Annotated in this window: 18 protein-coding genes, 1 tRNA gene and 1 riboswitch; of the genes, 10 read left to right on the plus strand and 9 right to left on the minus strand. The window is 58.2% G+C overall.

The features are described 5' to 3' along the window. Positions 1-137 precede the first annotated feature (137 nt). The 4 genes from GOW60_RS15860 to arsB are packed head-to-tail and all read left to right on the plus strand — an operon-like array spanning position 138 to position 4,238. The gene (locus tag GOW60_RS15860; protein WP_171230020.1) at positions 138-965 is read left to right on the plus strand and encodes a helix-turn-helix domain-containing protein; all 828 of its coding nucleotides are present in this window, start codon (positions 138-140) and stop codon (positions 963-965) included. After that, positions 962-1,960 carry an ArsJ-associated glyceraldehyde-3-phosphate dehydrogenase gene (locus GOW60_RS15865; protein WP_171230021.1) on the plus strand — a complete coding sequence of 333 codons (999 nt, stop codon included), beginning with the start codon at positions 962-964 and terminating at the stop codon, positions 1,958-1,960. Before GOW60_RS15860 ends, GOW60_RS15865 begins: the two co-directional genes overlap by 4 nt. Further along, complete coding sequence (gene arsJ / locus GOW60_RS15870; RefSeq protein WP_171230022.1) at positions 1,957-3,222, plus strand: organoarsenical effux MFS transporter ArsJ; 1,266 nt, start codon at positions 1,957-1,959, stop codon at positions 3,220-3,222. The genes GOW60_RS15865 and arsJ overlap by 4 nt, the downstream gene beginning before the upstream one ends. Then, a complete protein-coding gene (gene arsB, locus GOW60_RS15875) occupies positions 3,219-4,238 on the plus strand; it encodes an ACR3 family arsenite efflux transporter (protein ID WP_171230023.1) in 1,020 nt (339 codons plus the stop codon). The genes arsJ and arsB overlap by 4 nt, the downstream gene beginning before the upstream one ends. 74 nt (positions 4,239-4,312) lie before the next feature. Here the strand turns inward: arsB and cobO are convergent, their stop codons facing one another. From cobO to GOW60_RS15900, 5 genes are all read right to left on the minus strand, one after another. Further along, positions 4,313-4,912 carry a cob(I)yrinic acid a,c-diamide adenosyltransferase gene (gene cobO / locus GOW60_RS15880; RefSeq protein WP_171230024.1) on the minus strand — a complete coding sequence of 200 codons (600 nt, stop codon included), beginning with the start codon at positions 4,910-4,912 and terminating at the stop codon, positions 4,313-4,315. 56 nt (positions 4,913-4,968) lie between these two features. After that, positions 4,969-5,904: a DMT family transporter gene (locus GOW60_RS15885; RefSeq protein WP_171230025.1), complete on the minus strand. Its 936-nt coding sequence runs from the start codon at positions 5,902-5,904 to the stop codon at positions 4,969-4,971. Between the two features lie 45 nt (positions 5,905-5,949). Beyond that, the gene (locus GOW60_RS15890; protein ID WP_371813369.1) at positions 5,950-6,612 is read right to left on the minus strand and encodes an HD domain-containing protein; all 663 of its coding nucleotides are present in this window, start codon (positions 6,610-6,612) and stop codon (positions 5,950-5,952) included. After that, complete coding sequence (aroC, locus tag GOW60_RS15895) at positions 6,596-7,696, minus strand: chorismate synthase (protein WP_171230026.1); 1,101 nt, start codon at positions 7,694-7,696, stop codon at positions 6,596-6,598. The genes GOW60_RS15890 and aroC overlap by 17 nt, the downstream gene beginning before the upstream one ends. Before the next feature lie 119 nt (positions 7,697-7,815). Next, the gene (locus GOW60_RS15900) at positions 7,816-8,256 is read right to left on the minus strand and encodes a 6,7-dimethyl-8-ribityllumazine synthase (RefSeq protein ID WP_170347485.1); all 441 of its coding nucleotides are present in this window, start codon (positions 8,254-8,256) and stop codon (positions 7,816-7,818) included. Between the two features lie 119 nt (positions 8,257-8,375). Further along, positions 8,376-8,575, minus strand: a riboswitch (FMN riboswitch). 54 nt (positions 8,576-8,629) lie between these two features. Here GOW60_RS15900 and GOW60_RS15905 point away from each other — a divergent pair. Further along, positions 8,630-9,241 carry an FMN-binding negative transcriptional regulator gene (locus GOW60_RS15905; RefSeq protein WP_171230027.1) on the plus strand — a complete coding sequence of 204 codons (612 nt, stop codon included), beginning with the start codon at positions 8,630-8,632 and terminating at the stop codon, positions 9,239-9,241. A gap of 19 nt (positions 9,242-9,260) precedes the next feature. Here the strand turns inward: GOW60_RS15905 and GOW60_RS15910 are convergent, their stop codons facing one another. Beyond that, positions 9,261-9,707 carry a cytochrome c family protein gene (locus tag GOW60_RS15910; protein WP_171172669.1) on the minus strand — a complete coding sequence of 149 codons (447 nt, stop codon included), beginning with the start codon at positions 9,705-9,707 and terminating at the stop codon, positions 9,261-9,263. A gap of 474 nt (positions 9,708-10,181) precedes the next feature. Between GOW60_RS15910 and petA the strand changes: the two genes are divergently transcribed. The 4 genes from petA (at position 10,182) to GOW60_RS15930 (ending at position 13,484) form a co-directional block, all read left to right on the plus strand. Continuing rightward, the gene (gene petA, locus GOW60_RS15915) at positions 10,182-10,766 is read left to right on the plus strand and encodes a ubiquinol-cytochrome c reductase iron-sulfur subunit (protein ID WP_152459513.1); all 585 of its coding nucleotides are present in this window, start codon (positions 10,182-10,184) and stop codon (positions 10,764-10,766) included. Positions 10,767-10,781: 15 nt separating this feature from the next. Beyond that, on the plus strand, positions 10,782-12,113 hold the full coding sequence (petB, locus tag GOW60_RS15920) for a cytochrome b (RefSeq protein ID WP_152459512.1): 1,332 nt from the start codon (positions 10,782-10,784) through the stop codon (positions 12,111-12,113). Between the two features lie 17 nt (positions 12,114-12,130). Continuing rightward, positions 12,131-12,916 carry a cytochrome c1 gene (locus tag GOW60_RS15925; protein WP_171230028.1) on the plus strand — a complete coding sequence of 262 codons (786 nt, stop codon included), beginning with the start codon at positions 12,131-12,133 and terminating at the stop codon, positions 12,914-12,916. Positions 12,917-13,067: 151 nt separating this feature from the next. Further along, a complete protein-coding gene (locus GOW60_RS15930; RefSeq protein WP_171230029.1) occupies positions 13,068-13,484 on the plus strand; it encodes a nuclear transport factor 2 family protein in 417 nt (138 codons plus the stop codon). Positions 13,485-13,506: 22 nt separating this feature from the next. Here the strand turns inward: GOW60_RS15930 and mtaB are convergent, their stop codons facing one another. Both mtaB and dapF read right to left on the minus strand, forming a co-directional pair. After that, a complete protein-coding gene (mtaB, locus tag GOW60_RS15935) occupies positions 13,507-14,763 on the minus strand; it encodes a tRNA (N(6)-L-threonylcarbamoyladenosine(37)-C(2))-methylthiotransferase MtaB (RefSeq protein WP_171230030.1) in 1,257 nt (418 codons plus the stop codon). Then, a complete protein-coding gene (dapF, locus tag GOW60_RS15940) occupies positions 14,760-15,602 on the minus strand; it encodes a diaminopimelate epimerase (protein ID WP_171230031.1) in 843 nt (280 codons plus the stop codon). Before dapF ends, mtaB begins: the two co-directional genes overlap by 4 nt. 210 nt (positions 15,603-15,812) lie before the next feature. On the opposite strand from dapF, the gene GOW60_RS15945 reads away from it, so the two are divergent. Continuing rightward, positions 15,813-15,888: transfer RNA gene (locus GOW60_RS15945), tRNA-Lys, on the plus strand. Positions 15,889-16,297: 409 nt separating this feature from the next. On the opposite strand, the gene GOW60_RS15950 is transcribed toward GOW60_RS15945, so the two are convergent. Then, entirely contained in the window at positions 16,298-16,642 is a 345-nt protein-coding gene (locus GOW60_RS15950) for a YidH family protein (RefSeq protein ID WP_371808027.1), read from the minus strand. Positions 16,643-16,669: the final 27 nt, after the last annotated feature.

Raw genomic sequence — 16,669 nt, forward strand, 5'->3', positions numbered from 1 at the left:
CTCAGTACGGCCGGGCCTCGAGTTGTGAACCGAAAGCCTGCGGCCAATCTTTCAAATTGGCGCTCTGATCCGTGAATTTTTTGTGACGGCGCGGAATGAAATTGACTCGCATTCCATATTTCAATAATTCATGAAATATGATAGAACAGATAACCGATCAATTGACCATCCTTGGCCACCCGCAGCGCATCACCGTGTTTCGCATGTTGATGCGACGGTTTCCTGACAGGGTTCCCGCGGGCGAGCTGGCGGCGGAGCTGGATGTCAAACCCAGCACCATGTCGAACTATCTGAATGCTTTGCAGCGGTCGGGGCTGGTGAAACAGGAACGATCCGGGACGTCTCTGCTCTATTCGATTGAAATGAAAACTGTGCAGCAAATGCTCGATTTCCTGATCGTGGATTGCTGCCGTGGCCGACCGGATATCTGCATGCCCATTCCCAAAGACACCGCGACGAACCGAAAGTTCAATGTGCTGTTCATTTGCTCCGGCAACTCGGCCCGTTCGATTTTTGCCGAATCCTTGCTGCGACAGATCGGCGACGACCGGTTCAACGTCTATTCGGCCGGGACGCGGCCCAGTTCAGAACTCAATCCCTTTGCTGTGCAGGTTCTGCGCGACAAGGGGCACGATATCTCGGTCCTGCGGCCGAAGAATCTGTCCGAGTTTTCGGCGCCGGACGCGCCTGTCATGGATTTTGTCTTTACTGTCTGCAATCAGGCCGCCAACGAGGAATGCCCGGCTTGGGAGGGTCAACCGATAAGTGGCCACTGGGGCGTGGAAGATCCGGTCAAGGCCGAAGGTACCGACGCCGAGAAAAGCCTGGCCTTTCAAACCGCCTACGGCGCACTGAAGCGCCGGATTCAGGCCTTTTCATCATTGCCGGTCGAAAGCCTTGACCGGATCGCATTGCAATCCGCCGTCGATGAAATCGGGCGCACGCCTACCGAGGAAACGAAATGACCACCTACGCACTGAACGGCCTTGGCCGTATGGGAAAACTGGCCCTGAAGCCTTTGCTTGAAAAAGGCGCTAAGATAGCCTGGATCAACGATGCCGTCGGTGATCCCGAGATGCATGCGCATCTGCTGGAGTTCGACACCGTCCATGGGCGCTGGGACGCGGAATTCGACTATGATGCAGACAGCATCACGGTCGACGGAACCCGCCTTCCGTTCATTGGCACAAAAGACCTGAGCGCGTTGCCGTTGGACGGTGTTGACGTGGCGATCGACTGCACCGGCGTGTTCAAGACTGAAGCGAAGCTGGCACCGTATTTTGACGCTGGGGTGAAGAAGGTTGTTGTCTCTGCTCCGGTCAAGGACGGGCCGACGGCCAATATCGTCATGGGTGTGAATGACGGAACCTACGACCCCGCGGCGCATAAGATCGTGACGGCGGCCTCGTGCACGACAAACTGTCTTGCGCCTGTCGTGAAGGTCATTCACGAAAACCTTGGCATCCGCCATGGATCGATGACGACGATTCACGACGTAACCAATACGCAGACAATCGTGGATCGGCCTGCCAAGGATCTCAGGCGCGCACGCTCGGCCCTGAACTCTTTGATCCCGACCACGACCGGCTCGGCCACGGCCATCACTCTGATCTATCCGGAACTCAAAGGTCGTCTGAACGGCCATGCGGTTCGGGTGCCGTTGCTGAACGCCTCGCTGACCGATTGCGTGTTTGAGGTTGAGCGTGAAACCACGGTTGAAGAGGTCAACGCCTTCTTCAAAGCCGCTGCCGAGGGCGAACTGAAGGGCATTCTGGGCTATGAGACGCGCCCGCTGGTGTCCACCGATTATACCAATGACGAACGCTCTTCGATCGTCGATGCGCCCTCGACCATGGTTGTGAACGGGACGCAGGTGAAAATCTATGCGTGGTATGACAACGAGATGGGCTATGCGCATCGGCTGGTGGATGTTGCGCTGATGGTCGGGGCATCATTGTGACGCAACGCCCCGAAGGACTGTCGGCCTATATCGCGGTCACGGCTGCCTATTGGGCCTTCATGCTGACCGACGGGGCGCTCAGGATGTTGGTGCTGTTGCACTTTCACACCCTGGGCTTCTCGCCGGTGCAGCTTGCCTATCTGTTTGTGCTCTATGAAATCGCCGGGATCGTCACCAACCTGTCCGCCGGTTGGATCGCCGCACGGTTCGGGCTGACCTCGACCCTCTATGCAGGGTTGGGGGTGCAGATCGTCGCGTTGCTCGCCATGACGCAGCTTGATCCAAACTGGACCGTCGCCGCTTCGGTCACTTTTGTCATGGTCGTGCAAGGGGCCAGCGGCGTGGCCAAGGATCTGGCCAAGATGTCTTCGAAATCGGCGGTCAAATTGCTGGCTCCCTCCGAAGGAGGCGCGTTGTTTCGATGGGTTGCGGTACTGACGGGTTCGAAAAACGCGGTCAAAGGGCTGGGATTCCTGTTGGGTGCCGCCATGCTTGCGACGCTGGGCTTCATTCCGGCAGTGCTTGCCATGGCCGTCGTTCTGGCGGTGATCCTGGTCGCAGTGATGCTGTTCATGCCAGCGGGCCTGCCGAAGGGGCGCAAGGGCGCAAAGTTCTCTGAGGTTTTTTCAAAATCCGCGAATGTGAACTGGTTGTCCGCGGCGCGTGTCTTCCTGTTCGGCGCGCGGGACGTCTGGTTCGTGGTCGGCATCCCGATCTATTTCTATGCTGTTCTTTCAGATGGCACCGAAGAGGGCAATCGGGCCGCGTTCTTCATGATCGGAACATTTATGGCGGTGTGGATCATCCTCTATGGCGCCGTGCAGGCCAACGCGCCAAGGATTCTTCGTGCGTCGGATCGCACCGAAGGTGATCTGATCCGTGCCGCACGCAGCTGGGCGGCGATCCTGTTCTGCGTTCCTGCGGCTCTGACACTGGCTGTTTTGCTGGCAAATGGGCCCGAGGCTTGGCTGACCCTGACGCTGGTCGTCGGGCTTTTGGTCTTTGGTGCGATCTTCGCGGTCAACTCATCGCTGCATTCCTATCTGATTCTTGCCTTCACCCGGTCCGAGCGTGTGACGATGGATGTCGGCTTTTACTACATGGCAAATGCGACGGGGCGGTTGGCCGGCACCGTCTTGTCTGGCCTGACCTATCAGGTCGGGGGGCTGCCCCTGGTGCTGGGCACGGCGGCCGTGATGGTCGGGCCGGCCGCGCTGACCTCTGGCAAACTTACGGATCAAACGACTGAGGCGTTATCATGAGCATTTTTGAACGATATCTCACGATCTGGGTTGCACTTGCGATGATCGGTGGCGTCCTGATCGGGCTGGCCGCGCCAGGGCTGGTGCAGTTGGTGGCAAGCGCCGAAATTGCCAGCGTCAACCTGGTGGTGGCAGTGCTGATCTGGGCAATGGTCTACCCGATGATGGTCAACGTCGATTTCGGTGCAGTCGCCGGAGTCGCCCGCCAGCCACGTGGTCTGATTGTGACGCTGGTGGTGAACTGGCTGATAAAGCCTTTCACCATGGCACTGCTTGCCGTCCTGTTTTTCGACTATGTCTTCGCACCCTGGATCGCGCCCGAAGATGCCGCGCAATACACTGCCGGTCTGATCCTGCTGGGGGCCGCCCCTTGCACCGCCATGGTGTTTGTATGGTCGCAGCTAACCAGAGGCGACGCGACGTACACGCTGGTTCAGGTTTCTGTCAATGATCTGATCATGGTCGTGGCATTTGCGCCGATCGTGGCCTTTTTGCTGGGTGTTGCCGACATCGAAGTGCCGTGGCAAACTTTGGTTTTGGCCACGGTCCTTTATGTGGTGCTGCCGCTTGTCGCCGGGTTGATCACCCGCCGCAAATTAGGCTCTAAACAAGCGATAGAAGCCTTTTCTTCGCGGGTAAAACCGTGGTCTGTCATGGGATTGATTGCAACCGTGGTCATCCTGTTCGGCCTGCAAGGTGAGACCATTCTGGCGAAACCTACGGTCATCGTTCTGATCGCCGTTCCCATTCTGATCCAAAGCTATGGTATTTTTGCCATTGCCTATGGTGCCGCTTATGCGCTGAAGGTACCCCACCGGATCGCAGCGCCCTGTGCCATGATCGGGACATCGAATTTCTTCGAATTGGCCGTTGCCGTCGCAATCAGCTTGTTCGGTCTTCATTCCGGCGCGGCACTGGCGACGGTCGTGGGGGTCCTGGTCGAAGTGCCGGTGATGCTGTCGCTTGTGGCTTTCGCCAACCGAACACGCCAGCGTTTCCCGGAACCTGCAACATGACAGAACCGGTCAACGCGGTAGGGCGATGACCGGAACTGGCGGCTATGCACCGCCAGCCTTGCAGCAACGTTGCTTCAGAAATCCACGCCGCGCTGTGCTTTGATGCCCGCTTGGAACGGGTGTTTCTCCTCGGTCATTTCGGTGACCAGATCAGCATAGTCACGCAGCGCGTTCGGCGCATCGCGGCCAGTCAAGAAAACACTGGTCTTTTCCGAACGCGCGTTCAAACCTTCGATGACCTGTTCGACCGACAGGTATTCGTAACGCAGGGCGATGTTGATCTCGTCCAGCACAACCAGATCGTATTCGCCGCTGGACATCAGGGCGCGGGCCTTGTCAAAGGCGGCATTGGCAGCTGCAATATCGCGTTCCCGGTCCTGTGTGTCCCAGGTAAAACCTTCGCCCATCGTATGCCATGTCACCAGATCACGCTCTTCGAAGAAACGGCGCTCGCCGGTTTTCCATTTGCCCTTGATGAACTGCACCACAGCAACCTTCTGGCCCCAGCCCAGGGCGCGAATGACCACGCCGAACGCGGCCGAGGACTTGCCTTTGCCCTTGCCGGTATTGATCAGGACCAGACCGCGGCCTGGATCCACGGCCTCGGACACTTTCTTGCGGTGCTGGGCCTGCACCTTCTGCATCTTTTCCTTGTGATCCGGCGCGTCGCTCATTTGGGAACCTCTTTGACTGTTCGGCCCAACCTAGGGGAAGATTGCAAAAGGTAAAGTCATGCTTTGGGGTCTGTAACCGATCGGACTTTGCCCCGCTCCAGCCCCAACTGGTGTTCGCGCCAGATGACGACAACATTGCCTGCAATCACCAGCGCGGCCCCGATCAGGATTGCAAGCGTTGGCAGTTCGTCGAACCAGACATAGCCGATCACGATCGCAAAAAGCATCGTTGCATAGTCATAAGGTGCCAGCATCGAGGCCTGACCAAACCGATAGGAAGATGTGACCAAAATCTGCGCGACGCCGCCGATCAGGCCCATCATGACCATGATCAGAGCCTGATTCCAGGTGGGCATCGTCCATCCCCAGAATGCTGTCAGAGCGGACAGGAGCGTCGCGGTCATCGAGAAATAGAACACGATGGCCGCAGGGTGATCGACCTTGACCAATTGCCGGATATGGATCTGAACAAAGGCGCGCGCGACGGTCGCGCCCAAAACGCAAAGTGCACCAATGGTGGCTGCAACCTCCATTTCAGTGGTGCCCAGGCGCGGCCAAATCATGATCAAAACGCCCAACAGACCAAGAGCCACCGCGCCGATACGAATAAGCCGAATCCGTTCGCCCAGCATGACGGCGGCCAGAATCAGGGTGAAGATCGGTGTCGCGTAGCCGATGGCGGTGACTTCCGGCAGGGGCAACAGGCTGAGGCCGGTAAAGGTAAGACCCATGGCGCTTGTTCCCAAAACACCGCGCCAGAAATGGCCCATGGGTTTCTTGACCACGAAGCCTTTCGACGACTCCCCCCGCGCGATGAGCCAAAGAATGATCACGGGGATTGCGAACAGGGACCGAAAAAACACCAATTGGCCCGGCGGGAATTCATCAGAAAGTGCTTTGACCAGCGCGGACATCGACGTGAACAGGAACAAGGCGCACAGCTTCAGCGTTACGGCAAGCAGAGGTCGATGCGAAGTTAAGGGTTTTGTCATCGGCGCGAACCTGCGTCTTTGACGGGCAAAGATCAACGGGTGGATTCAGCAATTCACCCAGGATTGCGGCAAGGAACAGCCGATTTCTTCGGCGAATTCTTCAAGAAAGCGGATCATGCGCGCGGTGCGTTGTTCTGCAATCCGCCTTCCGGTCTCGGTCAACATGTCACTTGGCAGGCGCAGAAGTTTCACCTTCCAGTGGTCGAGCGAGAAATGAAGGTCGTCCAGTGGCCGGGCTTGGGCAAAAGGGTCAGCCGGATCGTAAAGAGTACGCCCCAAGGCTCCGGAAACGGAAAAGTTGCGGGCGATACCGATGGCGCCCAGGGCGTCAAGGCGGTCCGCATCGCGCAGAATGCGCGCCTCGATCGTTTCAGGGGGGATATCCGCAGAAAAGCTATGGGCTTCGATCGCGTGCTGGATCGCACGGACCTGATCGACCGAAAACCCGATTTCCTCAAGAATAGGCTCTGATTCCCTTGCGGACCTGCGCGAGGCAAGATGCCGGTCGGGATCGTCTTTGGGCAGATTCACAAGATCGTGCAGGTAACTTGCGGCCAGCAGCACAGACATATCGGTTTGATCATCTGCGATGGCTCGGGCGTTGGTCCAAACACGATCCAGATGGGCCAGATCATGGGCTGGATCCGTTTCCATGCGATGTGCGACCACGGCCCGCAGGCGGGTGCGCAGATCAGCCGATCCGTCCACGGTTCTCTCCGATCTGGCCGCGATGCAACAGCAGGTGGTCGAGGATCACGCAGGCCATCATCGCCTCTCCTACCGGGACCGCGCGAATACCAACACAAGGGTCGTGACGGCCCTTGGTGATGATCTCGGTCTCTTCGCCTGATTTGGTGATGGTTTTGCGTGTGGTCAGAATCGACGAGGTCGGCTTGACCGCAAAGCGCACGACGATGTCCTGCCCGGTAGAAATGCCGCCCAGAATCCCGCCCGCATGGTTCGAGCTGTATTGCGGGCCGTTCTGTCCCATGAATATTTCGTCGGCATTGGCCTCGCCCGTCAGTTCAGCCGCGGCCATGCCTTCGCCGATTTCGACGCCTTTGACCGCGTTGATCGACATCATCGCAGCAGCAAGATCAGTGTCTAACTTGGCGTAAACCGGCGCGCCAAGCCCTGCGGGCACGCCGCGCGCCACAACTTCGACAATTGCGCCAACCGAGTTGCCGGACTTGCGCAGATCGTCCAGATAGGTGGCCCACGTCTCGGCGGCTTGCGCATCCGGTGTCCAGAACGGGTTCTGTTCGATCTGGGACCAATCGAAATTGTCGCGCTCGATCTTATGCGGCCCAATCTGGGTCATGTACCCGGTGATCTGCACGTTGGGTGCGATCTGTTTGATCGCCTCACGCGCCAATCCACCTGCTGCAACACGTGATGCTGTTTCGCGTGCAGAACTGCGCCCGCCGCCGCGATAATCCCGGATTCCGTATTTCTGCCAATATGTGATATCGGCGTGCCCCGGACGGAACTTGTCGATGATATCGCCATAGTCTTTCGAGCGCTGATCGGTGTTCTCGATCATCAGCTGCACAGGCGTTCCGGTGGTTTGCCCTTCGAACACGCCGGACAGGATTTTCACCTGATCGGGTTCGCGCCGCTGGGTGGTAAACTTGTTCTGCCCCGGTTTGCGCTTGTCCAGCCAGTGCTGGATCATGGTCTCGTCGATGGTGACACCCGGCGGACAGCCGTCAACGGTGGCACCCAAGGCGGGTCCATGGCTTTCACCCCAGGTGGTGACGCGGAATAGATGGCCAAAACTGTTCATCGACATGGGGCGTGCTCCTTTGAGCGTCGTGATTAGCGGGCAAGGCCCTTGGCCTCAAGCGGATTTGCGAATTGGTGGGCGCCACCTTGCGGTGGCGCGAATGAGTATTTTTGAAAAGATGAAGATCAGGCGGCCTGCGTCAGCACCGCTCGGGTCGCTGTGATTTTCAGCGCGGCTTGTGCTGCTTCGCGGCCTTTCTCAACAAAATGCGCACGGTAGATGGCGTTGTGGTGATCCGTCTCCTGGTACTGGTGCGGCGTCAGGGAAACGGACAGGACCGGCACGCCTGTATCCATGCCGGCGCGCATCAAACCGTCCACGACGGCCTGGGCCACGAAGTCGTGACGGTAAATGCCGCCATCCACGACAAATGCGGCGCAGGCGACAGCGGCGTAGCGGCCGGTTTGGGCCAGATCGCGGGCCAGCAGCGGCATCTCGAACGCGCCGGGAACGTCGAAAACATCGACCTGATCGGCCGGGATCAGTTCCAGAAAACCGTCAAGCGCGCGGTCGACGATGTCGGAATGCCAGTTGGCTTTGACAAAAGCATAGCGGGTGTGTGTCATCGTGATCTCCTTTCAGTTCGGTGGCCTGCTGGCGGTTGCGAAAACCTTCGCTGCCAGCCCGGCATGACACGTCACCCAAGGCGATCACGAGCAGGCGCGCCGGTTCACCGGCACGGCTTGCACGTTCTCTTCCATCCGGACTTTGACCGTCGGCTCTAGCCTCTCACCAGATCTGCTGACACTCTTTCGTGGTTCCACACTTTGTCCGAATACCGGCCCCTGCCGTTCGGATCGTGGACACGGCAGAGCCGCTCGCGGGCTTGCGGGTCATGGCCCGCATACCGCCGGTGGGGAATTCCACCCCGCCCTGAGAACGAGGCAGACCTTGCCAAGAACCAACCCCATCTGCAAGAGATTTGGCAGGAGGTCGCCCATGCACCCAAATCCAGCCTTCCGCGCCGAGGATCGTGCGCGTCATATTGAATTTGCCCGTGACCGGGCTTTTGGCGTTCTGGCGATTTCCGGCGACGGCGCGCCATTGATCAGTCACGTGCCCTTTCTGCTGTCAGAGGACGGTGCGGTGGTCGATCTTCATCTTGTGCGATCAAACCCGATTGTCCGTATGCTGCACGGGCCGAAAGAGGTCAGGATCGCGGTGCAGGGGCCTGATGGCTATGTCTCGCCCGACTGGTACGGTGTCGCCGATCAGGTTCCGACGTGGAACTATGTCGCCGTGCACCTGACCGGACGGCTTGAACTGCGCCCGCAGGACGAGCTGCGTGATTTGCTGGACCGACAAACCGCATTCTTTGAAGATCGACTGCTGCCCAAGGCGCCATGGGTCACCGGGAAAATGTCTGATGACGCGTTGGCCAGTATGATGCGGATGATCGTACCATGCCGGATGCAGGTAGAGGATATCCAGGGCACCTGGAAACTGGGCCAGAACAAGCCGGAGGAGGCAAGAATCGCTGCCGCCGACAAAGTGCCCGGCGGATTTGGCAGTGAAACCGGTCAGCTGGCCGCCTTGATGCACAAGGCGTAACCAGCACCGGGAAAAAGGATTACTCGGAACTGAACGTTGCCAGATAGGCGGCGATATCTTCCGCGCCTTTCCTGAGCTTGACGCTCATGTTCGGGCGGGCGGTTTCGTCATCCAGATACTCTTTGATGAAACCGATGGGGTCTTTGGAATAGGCGGCGATGTTTTCTTCGGTCCAGATCAGACCCTCTTCGCCGGCGCGGATCATGTCATCGGTGAACATACCGACCGGCAGGCGCTCGCTGCCATAGCGATAGTCTTTTTCGGAGCCGGCGACACGTCCGACGACGCCATAGAGATTCGGGCCGGTGATTCCGCCTTTGACCAGTATTTCACCGTCCTTGATGATCGCATGACACGATGAACAGCGGTTGTACATCGCCTCGCCTTTCGCAGGATCACCTGCCGCAAGTGTTTGCGAGGACAGGGCCAATGTGAATATCGCAGTGGCCAGGGTGATTTTTGACATTGGGGTCTCCTTGCAGGAGTTCGCGCGTTTTTGCGCTGTCCGGTATTCACGGAAAAAGTGCAACTGTGTAATTGCGCTCAATTTTCGATTTAAATCATCTATTTGGCGAATATGATTTACTCAGCAGACAATCGTTGCTTCGTGATGCTGATTGTCAAGAATACGCTCTCAAATGACTGGCCGACTGGTGGTCAGAATCGGGCTGGATTTCGCCTGCAAAACGGAGTTCGAGGTTCGAATCAACCCCCCCTTGATTCGAAGTCGCAGGCAAAGTTGCGGACGAGAATCACCAAAAAAATCACCAAAAAAAGCCCCTCCTCACGTGCACGAAGGGACACATGCGGCGTATTGCGCGTTTATGAACGCTGGACGAACACTATTCTCCCCGATAGTAAGCGCGGTTAAGACACCGCATTCGTGCGGTGCGCGAGCTATTTGCCCGTCCGCGGGCGCCAGATAATCGGAGATAACCTCGTGTCCCACGCAGAAGACCACGAAGGCACCCGCAGAGATTTCCTGTACTACGTCGCTGGCGGCGCAGGTGTCGTTGCAACGGGTGCAGCCGTATGGCCACTGATCAACCAAATGAACCCGTCGGCAGACGTTCAGGCGCTGTCCTCGATCCGTGTGGATGTGAGCGGCGTCGAGCCGGGCACGCAACTGACGGTAAAATGGCTGGGAAAACCCGTTTTTGTCCGTCACCGCACTGGTGCCGAGATTCAGGAAGCCCAGGAACAGGACGCCGAAGGTGTTGATGCGCTGCCAGATCCGCTTGCACGCAACTTCAACCTGAGCGCAGATGCGCCTGCGACTGACGCAAACCGCGTCATGCCGTCACCGGAAGGCGAAGCGCCGGGTGCCTGGATCGTTCAGATGGGCGTTTGTACGCACCTCGGCTGTGTGCCTTTGGGGGATGCCGGCGACTTCGGTGGCTGGTTCTGCCCGTGCCACGGTTCGCACTACGACCTCGCCGGTCGTATCCGTAAAGGCCCCGCGCCTGAGAACCTGCCTGTCCCGCCCGCAGAATGGGTGGACAACAGCACAATCAAACTCGGCTAAGGGAGACCCAAACTTATGTCCGGAATTCCCCACGATCATTACGAGCCGAAGACAAACGGCGAGAAGTGGCTGAACAGCCGCCTGCCGATTGTCGGCCTGCTGTACGATACCCTTATGATCCCGACCCCCAAGAACCTGAACTGGTGGTGGATCTGGGGCATCGTTCTGGCATTCTGCCTGGCGCTGCAAATCATCACCGGTATCGTTTTAGTGATGCACTATACCCCGCATGTTGATCTGGCCTTTGCCAGCATCGAGCACATCATGCGCAACGTGAATGGCGGTCACTTTATCCGCTATCTGCACATGAATGGCGCATCGCTGTTCTTTGTGGCGGTTTACATCCATATGTTCCGCGGCCTGTATTATGGCTCGTACAAAGCCCCGCGTGAGATCACGTGGATCATTGGTATGCTGATCTACCTGATGATGATGGGCACCGCCTTCATGGGCTATGTTCTGCCCTGGGGTCAGATGTCCTTCTGGGGTGCGACCGTGATCACCGGCCTGTTTGGTGCGATCCCGTTTGTTGGTGACGCGCTTCAGACCTGGTTGCTGGGCGGGCCCGCCGTGGACAACGCCACGCTGAACCGCTTCTTCTCGTTGCACTATCTGCTGCCGTTTATCATTGCGGCATTGGTTGTGGTGCATATCTGGGCCTTCCACACCACCGGCAACAACAACCCGACAGGTGTTGAAGTGCGCCGGGGCTCGAAAGCTGAGGCCGAGAAAGACACGCTGCCGTTCTGGCCGTATTTCGTGATCAAGGATCTCTTCGCGCTGGCCGTGATCCTGGTCGTGTTCTGGGCCGTCGTGGGCTTTATGCCGAACTATCTGGGCCACCCGGACAACTACATCGAAGCCAACCCTCTGGTGACACCTGCACACATCGTTCCCGAATGGTACTTCCTGCCGTTCTACGCGATCCTGCGTGCGTTCACCGGTGAGGTCTGGGTCGTTCAATTCGCAAGCTTCATCACCGGCGGTATCATCGATGCCAAGTTCTTCGGTGTTCTTGCGATGTTCGGCGCGATCCTGGCCATGGCGCTGGCGCCCTGGCTGGACACGTCTAACGTGCGTTCGGGTAAGTACCGTCCGATGTTCAAATGGTGGTTCTACCTGCTGGTCATCGACTTCTTTGCCCTGATGTGGCTGGGTGCGATGCCCGCGGAAGAGCCCTATGCGACCTTCTCGCTGATCGCGTCCGCCTACTGGTTCGCCTATTTCTTCGTGATCCTGCCGATCCTCGGAGTGATCGAGAAGCCTCTGGCACAGCCCGAGACCATCGAAGAAGACTTCAACGCGCATTATGGCAAGGCTGACGCCAAAGCCACGCCGGCCGAGTAAGAAGAGGGACCGGAAACATGTTCAAGAAACTTGCAATCGGCGCCGCGTTTGCCTTGGCCCTGACCCCTGTTGCATCCATTGCAGCAGGTGGGGGTGAGCAGCATATCGAAGACTTCGACTTCTCGTTCGAAGGACCCTTCGGTACCTGGGACCAGCATCAGCTGCAGCGCGGCCTTCAGATCTATACCGAGGTCTGTGCAGCCTGCCACGGTCTGCAATATGTGCCTTTGCGCGATCTGGAAGCGCTGGGCTATTCGGAAGAAGAAGTCATCGCCTATGCGGCTGACAACTTCGAAGTGTTCGATCCCGAGCTGGACGATTTCCGCCCGGCGATTCCGACAGACCACTTCCCGGCCAACAACGGTGTCGGCGCACCGGACCTGAGCCTGATGGCCAAGGCCCGCGCGGGCTTCCACGGACCTTACGGTTTGGGCATCAATCAGCTGGTCAAAGGCATGGGCGGAGCCGAGTACATCGCCTCACTGCTGGACGGCTATACTGGTGAAGAGAAGGAAGAGGCAGGAACTGTCCTCTACGAAAACAAGGCCTTCCCCGGCGGCTGGATTTCGATGGCACCGCCGCTGGCGGATGAACAGGTCGAGTTCGCTGACGGGCACTCGAACTCTGTCGAACACATGTCAGAGGACGTCTCGGCGTTCCTGATGTGGGCGGCCGAGCCGAAGATGATGGAGCGCAAGAACGCTGGCTTTGTTGGCGTGATTTTCCTGACCGTTCTGTCGGTGCTTCTCTATCTGGTCAACAAGCGCCTGTGGGCTCCGCATAAGGGCAAGAAATCGGTCTGACCCGTCTAGGGTAAGTTTAAGAAAGTTTGAAAGGCCCCGTGCATCGCGCGGGGCTTTTTCTTTGAAACCGCTCGACAACTTCTTCCTTGACGCCAACCCCGTGCGGCACGACGCTGGTTGCATTGTAGAAGTCATTTTGGAGTGAATTGTCATGAACGCTTTGTCGAATGCCGCGAAACTGCGCGAGGCCTTTGCCAGATGGAACGAATGCAAGGGTTCGGATCTGAGGATGTGGGACGACTACACGACCGACGATATCTGCATCCGCTCTCTTGGCGACGGGAAAAACGGGCTGGACTTCAGTTGCGCCCGCAAAGGGCAGAATCAGATGCACCAATATCTGAAGGAATTGACGGATGCCTTCGAAATGATCCACTGGACGTTGAAGGACACCATAGCCCAGGACGACCGGGTCGTCGGGGTGGGCGTCACGGCCTGGAGACACAAAGCCACCGGCCAGAAGGTCGAAACGCCGGTCGTTGTAATTTGCAAGTTCTGCGGCGACCGGGTCTGCGAATATCAGGAATTCTACGACACGGCCGCCCTCGCTGCCGTGACCCGGCAATGAATGCCGCCGGCAGCCGACGCCATCACGCGATCAGCTGGGTTTGAGTATGACCGGTGATTGCCGCCGTCACGATCTCGCCCTCGGTCCGGGGGGCCGAAAAGGACACCTCGGTGAACTGCTCGGTCCGGCCCATATGCGGGTTTTCCATCAGGATGTGATGGGTCTTGCCGATTTGCTGCGACAGGTGCTTTGTGACCTGACCGTCGCCTGCCGCGCGCAAGCGGGCGGCGCGTTCCTTGATGACCGTTCCATTCACCTGCTGCGGTATGCGGGCTGCCGGTGTGCCTTCACGCTTGGAGTAGGGGAAGACATGCAGCCAGGTCAGGTCGCAGTCGGTGATCAGCTTCAGCGAGTTTTCGAAATGCGCTTCGGACTCGGTCGGGAAGCCTGCGATGATATCCGCGCCAAAAGTGATCTCAGGGCGCAGCTTGCGTGCCTCTTCGGTAAAGCGGATGGCGTCGTCGCGCAGATGGCGGCGTTTCATGCGCTTTAGAATCAGATCGTCGCCGTGCTGAAGCGACAGGTGCAGGTGCGGCATCAGGCGCGGTTCGGTTGCGATGGCCTGCATCAGATTCTCATCAACCTCGATCGAATCGATCGAACTGATGCGCAGGCGTGGCAAATCCGGCACCAGCTTGAGGATGCGCATCACAAGATCGCCCAGCTTGGGGCTTGCGGGCAGGTCGGCACCCCAGGATGTCAGATCGACCCCGGTCAGCACGACCTCGTTATAGCCCTTGTAGACAAGCCGCTTGATCTGATCCACCACAACACCGGCCGGCACGCTGCGCGAGTTGCCCCGGCCATAGGGAATGATGCAGAAGGTACAGCGGTGGTCACAGCCGTTCTGAACCTGCACATAGGCGCGCGAGCGGGTGCCGAACCCGTCGATCAGGTGGCCTGCGGTTTCGGTGACCGACATGATGTCATCGACCTGCACCGCCTCGGTCTCGCCGATGAAATCGGCGGCCATGCCGTTCCAGGTCTCGGGGCGCATCTTTTCGGTGTTGCCGATGACCGCATCGACCTCGTCCATCCGTGCAAAGGTTTCGGGCTCGGTCTGGGCGGCACAGCCTGTGACGATCAGACGGGCATTTGGATTCTCGCGCCGTAGCTTGCGGATCTCTTGCCGGGCCTTGCGCACGGCCTCAGCCGTCACTGCGCATGTGTTCACCACCACAGCGTCTGTCAGACCGGCCTGTTGCGACAGCTCTTTCATCGCCTCGGTTTCATAGGCGTTCAGGCGGCAGCCCAACGTGGTGAACTTGGGCGGGTTCATCCCAGCGACCTCAGAAATTCAGGCGTCAGAGTGCCAGAGAAAACGTGACATGTCGGGCCGGTCATCCAGACACCATCGTCGCGCCAGTCGACCCAAAGCGTGCCACCATCCAAATCAATCCGCACCTTGCGACCGGTCAGCCCCCGTCGCGCGGCAGCCACGGCTGTTGCACAGGATGAAGACCCAGATGCCAAAGTGATGCCTACTCCGCGCTCCCAGACGCGCATACGGATGTGATCCGGGCCAATGACCTGGGCCACCTGGACATTAGTGCGTTCGGGATAAAGCGGGTGGTATTCGTAACGCGCGCCAAATTCTGCCAACGGGATCGCTTCGGCGTTTTCAACGAAGAATGTGCAATGCGGGTTTCCCATTCCCGTTGCCGTCGGGGTGCCTTCGATTGGCAATTCCAGCGTGTCCATCTCTTCTGCCAGAGGAACTTCGCGCCAGTCCAGCTGCGGGTGCCCCATGTTGACTGAGGTAAGCCCATCGCCGGCATCCCGCGCATGAAGGGTTCCACGTTCCGTGGTGAGCTTCAGGGCAGAGCGACCCGTCTCATCCATAAGCAATCGTGCAATACAGCGGGTGGCGTTGCCGCAGGCGGCCGAGGTTGATCCATCGGAATTGTAGAACACCAGATGCGCGTCGGCTTCACCTTTTTCGATAACGGCCAACTGATCGAATCCCACACCAAATTGCCGATGCCCGATTCCCCGGGCCAGCGCCGGCGTGATCGGGGCATCCTGCGCGCGTGCGTCAACAATGACAAAGTCATTGCCCAGCCCGTGCATCTTTATGAACGGCAGTCCGGTGTCGAGTCTCTGTTGCATGGCGGGCATATAACGTCGGTCCGAACATGAATCCACCCTGTCGCGAAGATTCCTCAAAAAAGGGGTTGACCCTCCAGCGCCACCTGCCTAATTAGGCCGCCTATCGGGTTGCCGGAAACACGCGTTGTTACGGCGAAACGAGGCGCGAAATAAGGGCTTGAACTCGGTCGGGGAATTGCCGTAAAGAGCGCCACGGATCGACAGATCCAACAAAAGAGTGGGCCGTTAGCTCAGTTGGTAGAGCAACTGACTTTTAATCAGTGGGTCGCAGGTTCGAATCCTGCACGGCTCACCACTTTTTTCTAAGTTAAAATAATGTGTTATGCGCTGTAGCGATTGTGTTACTACTTGCTCAGCAAGAACAGCTGCTTTGAATGGGGGACATATGGGGGACAAAAGCCGCTGATTTCTAACCCTAGTTCAAACCCGTAGCGAGCCTAGCTGATGTCAGGTTTTTTAGCATTCCTTCAAAGGAAGTGCGTCTGCATCATCTTTCGTCAAAATGCTGACCAGCTTTCATCGGCGAGTGTGTATTGATTTGCGCGGGCGGGCTATGTGCAATGATGGCCTCGTTCCGGGCCTCGACACACAAGTCAACGTTGGAATGACAGCTCAGAGCCCTGTACGACGCCTAGTCCGCGATCGCCACGAGATTCAGGAGTCCGGTCTTGACTGGCACGAAGGCGATGTCGGCGCAAGCCCGCTTAGACAAGCCACAACACAAGGCAACATGCGATTGATCCGAGGGACAGGCTTCCAACAACCAATTGCAAGTGGAAGCGAGATGCCGGTTGGGCGCTGTGCGCTTCCAATCGGGAATACACGCGTCGGGCGTTCATCCAGGCTCCCCAATAGATCAGCAGCGAGATCAACACAAAAAGGGTGGCTGCAGCCTTCGCCAGCCACTCGGGTTCGACAGCGGAAAATACGGCCTTAAGGCCAAGGGCGATGGCCACGCATGCCATTCCGGTTCTCATCCATCCCGCAAATGTGCGCTCATTTGCCAAAATGGTGCGGTCTTCGGCCCAGTCGGTCCGCTCCTCGGCCAAGTTTTGGCTTTTCGTGTTTTTTTCAGA

Origin of the sequence: Ruegeria sp. HKCCA4008 (assembly GCF_013033125.1) — a bacterium.
Lineage (GTDB): Bacteria > Pseudomonadota > Alphaproteobacteria > Rhodobacterales > Rhodobacteraceae > Ruegeria.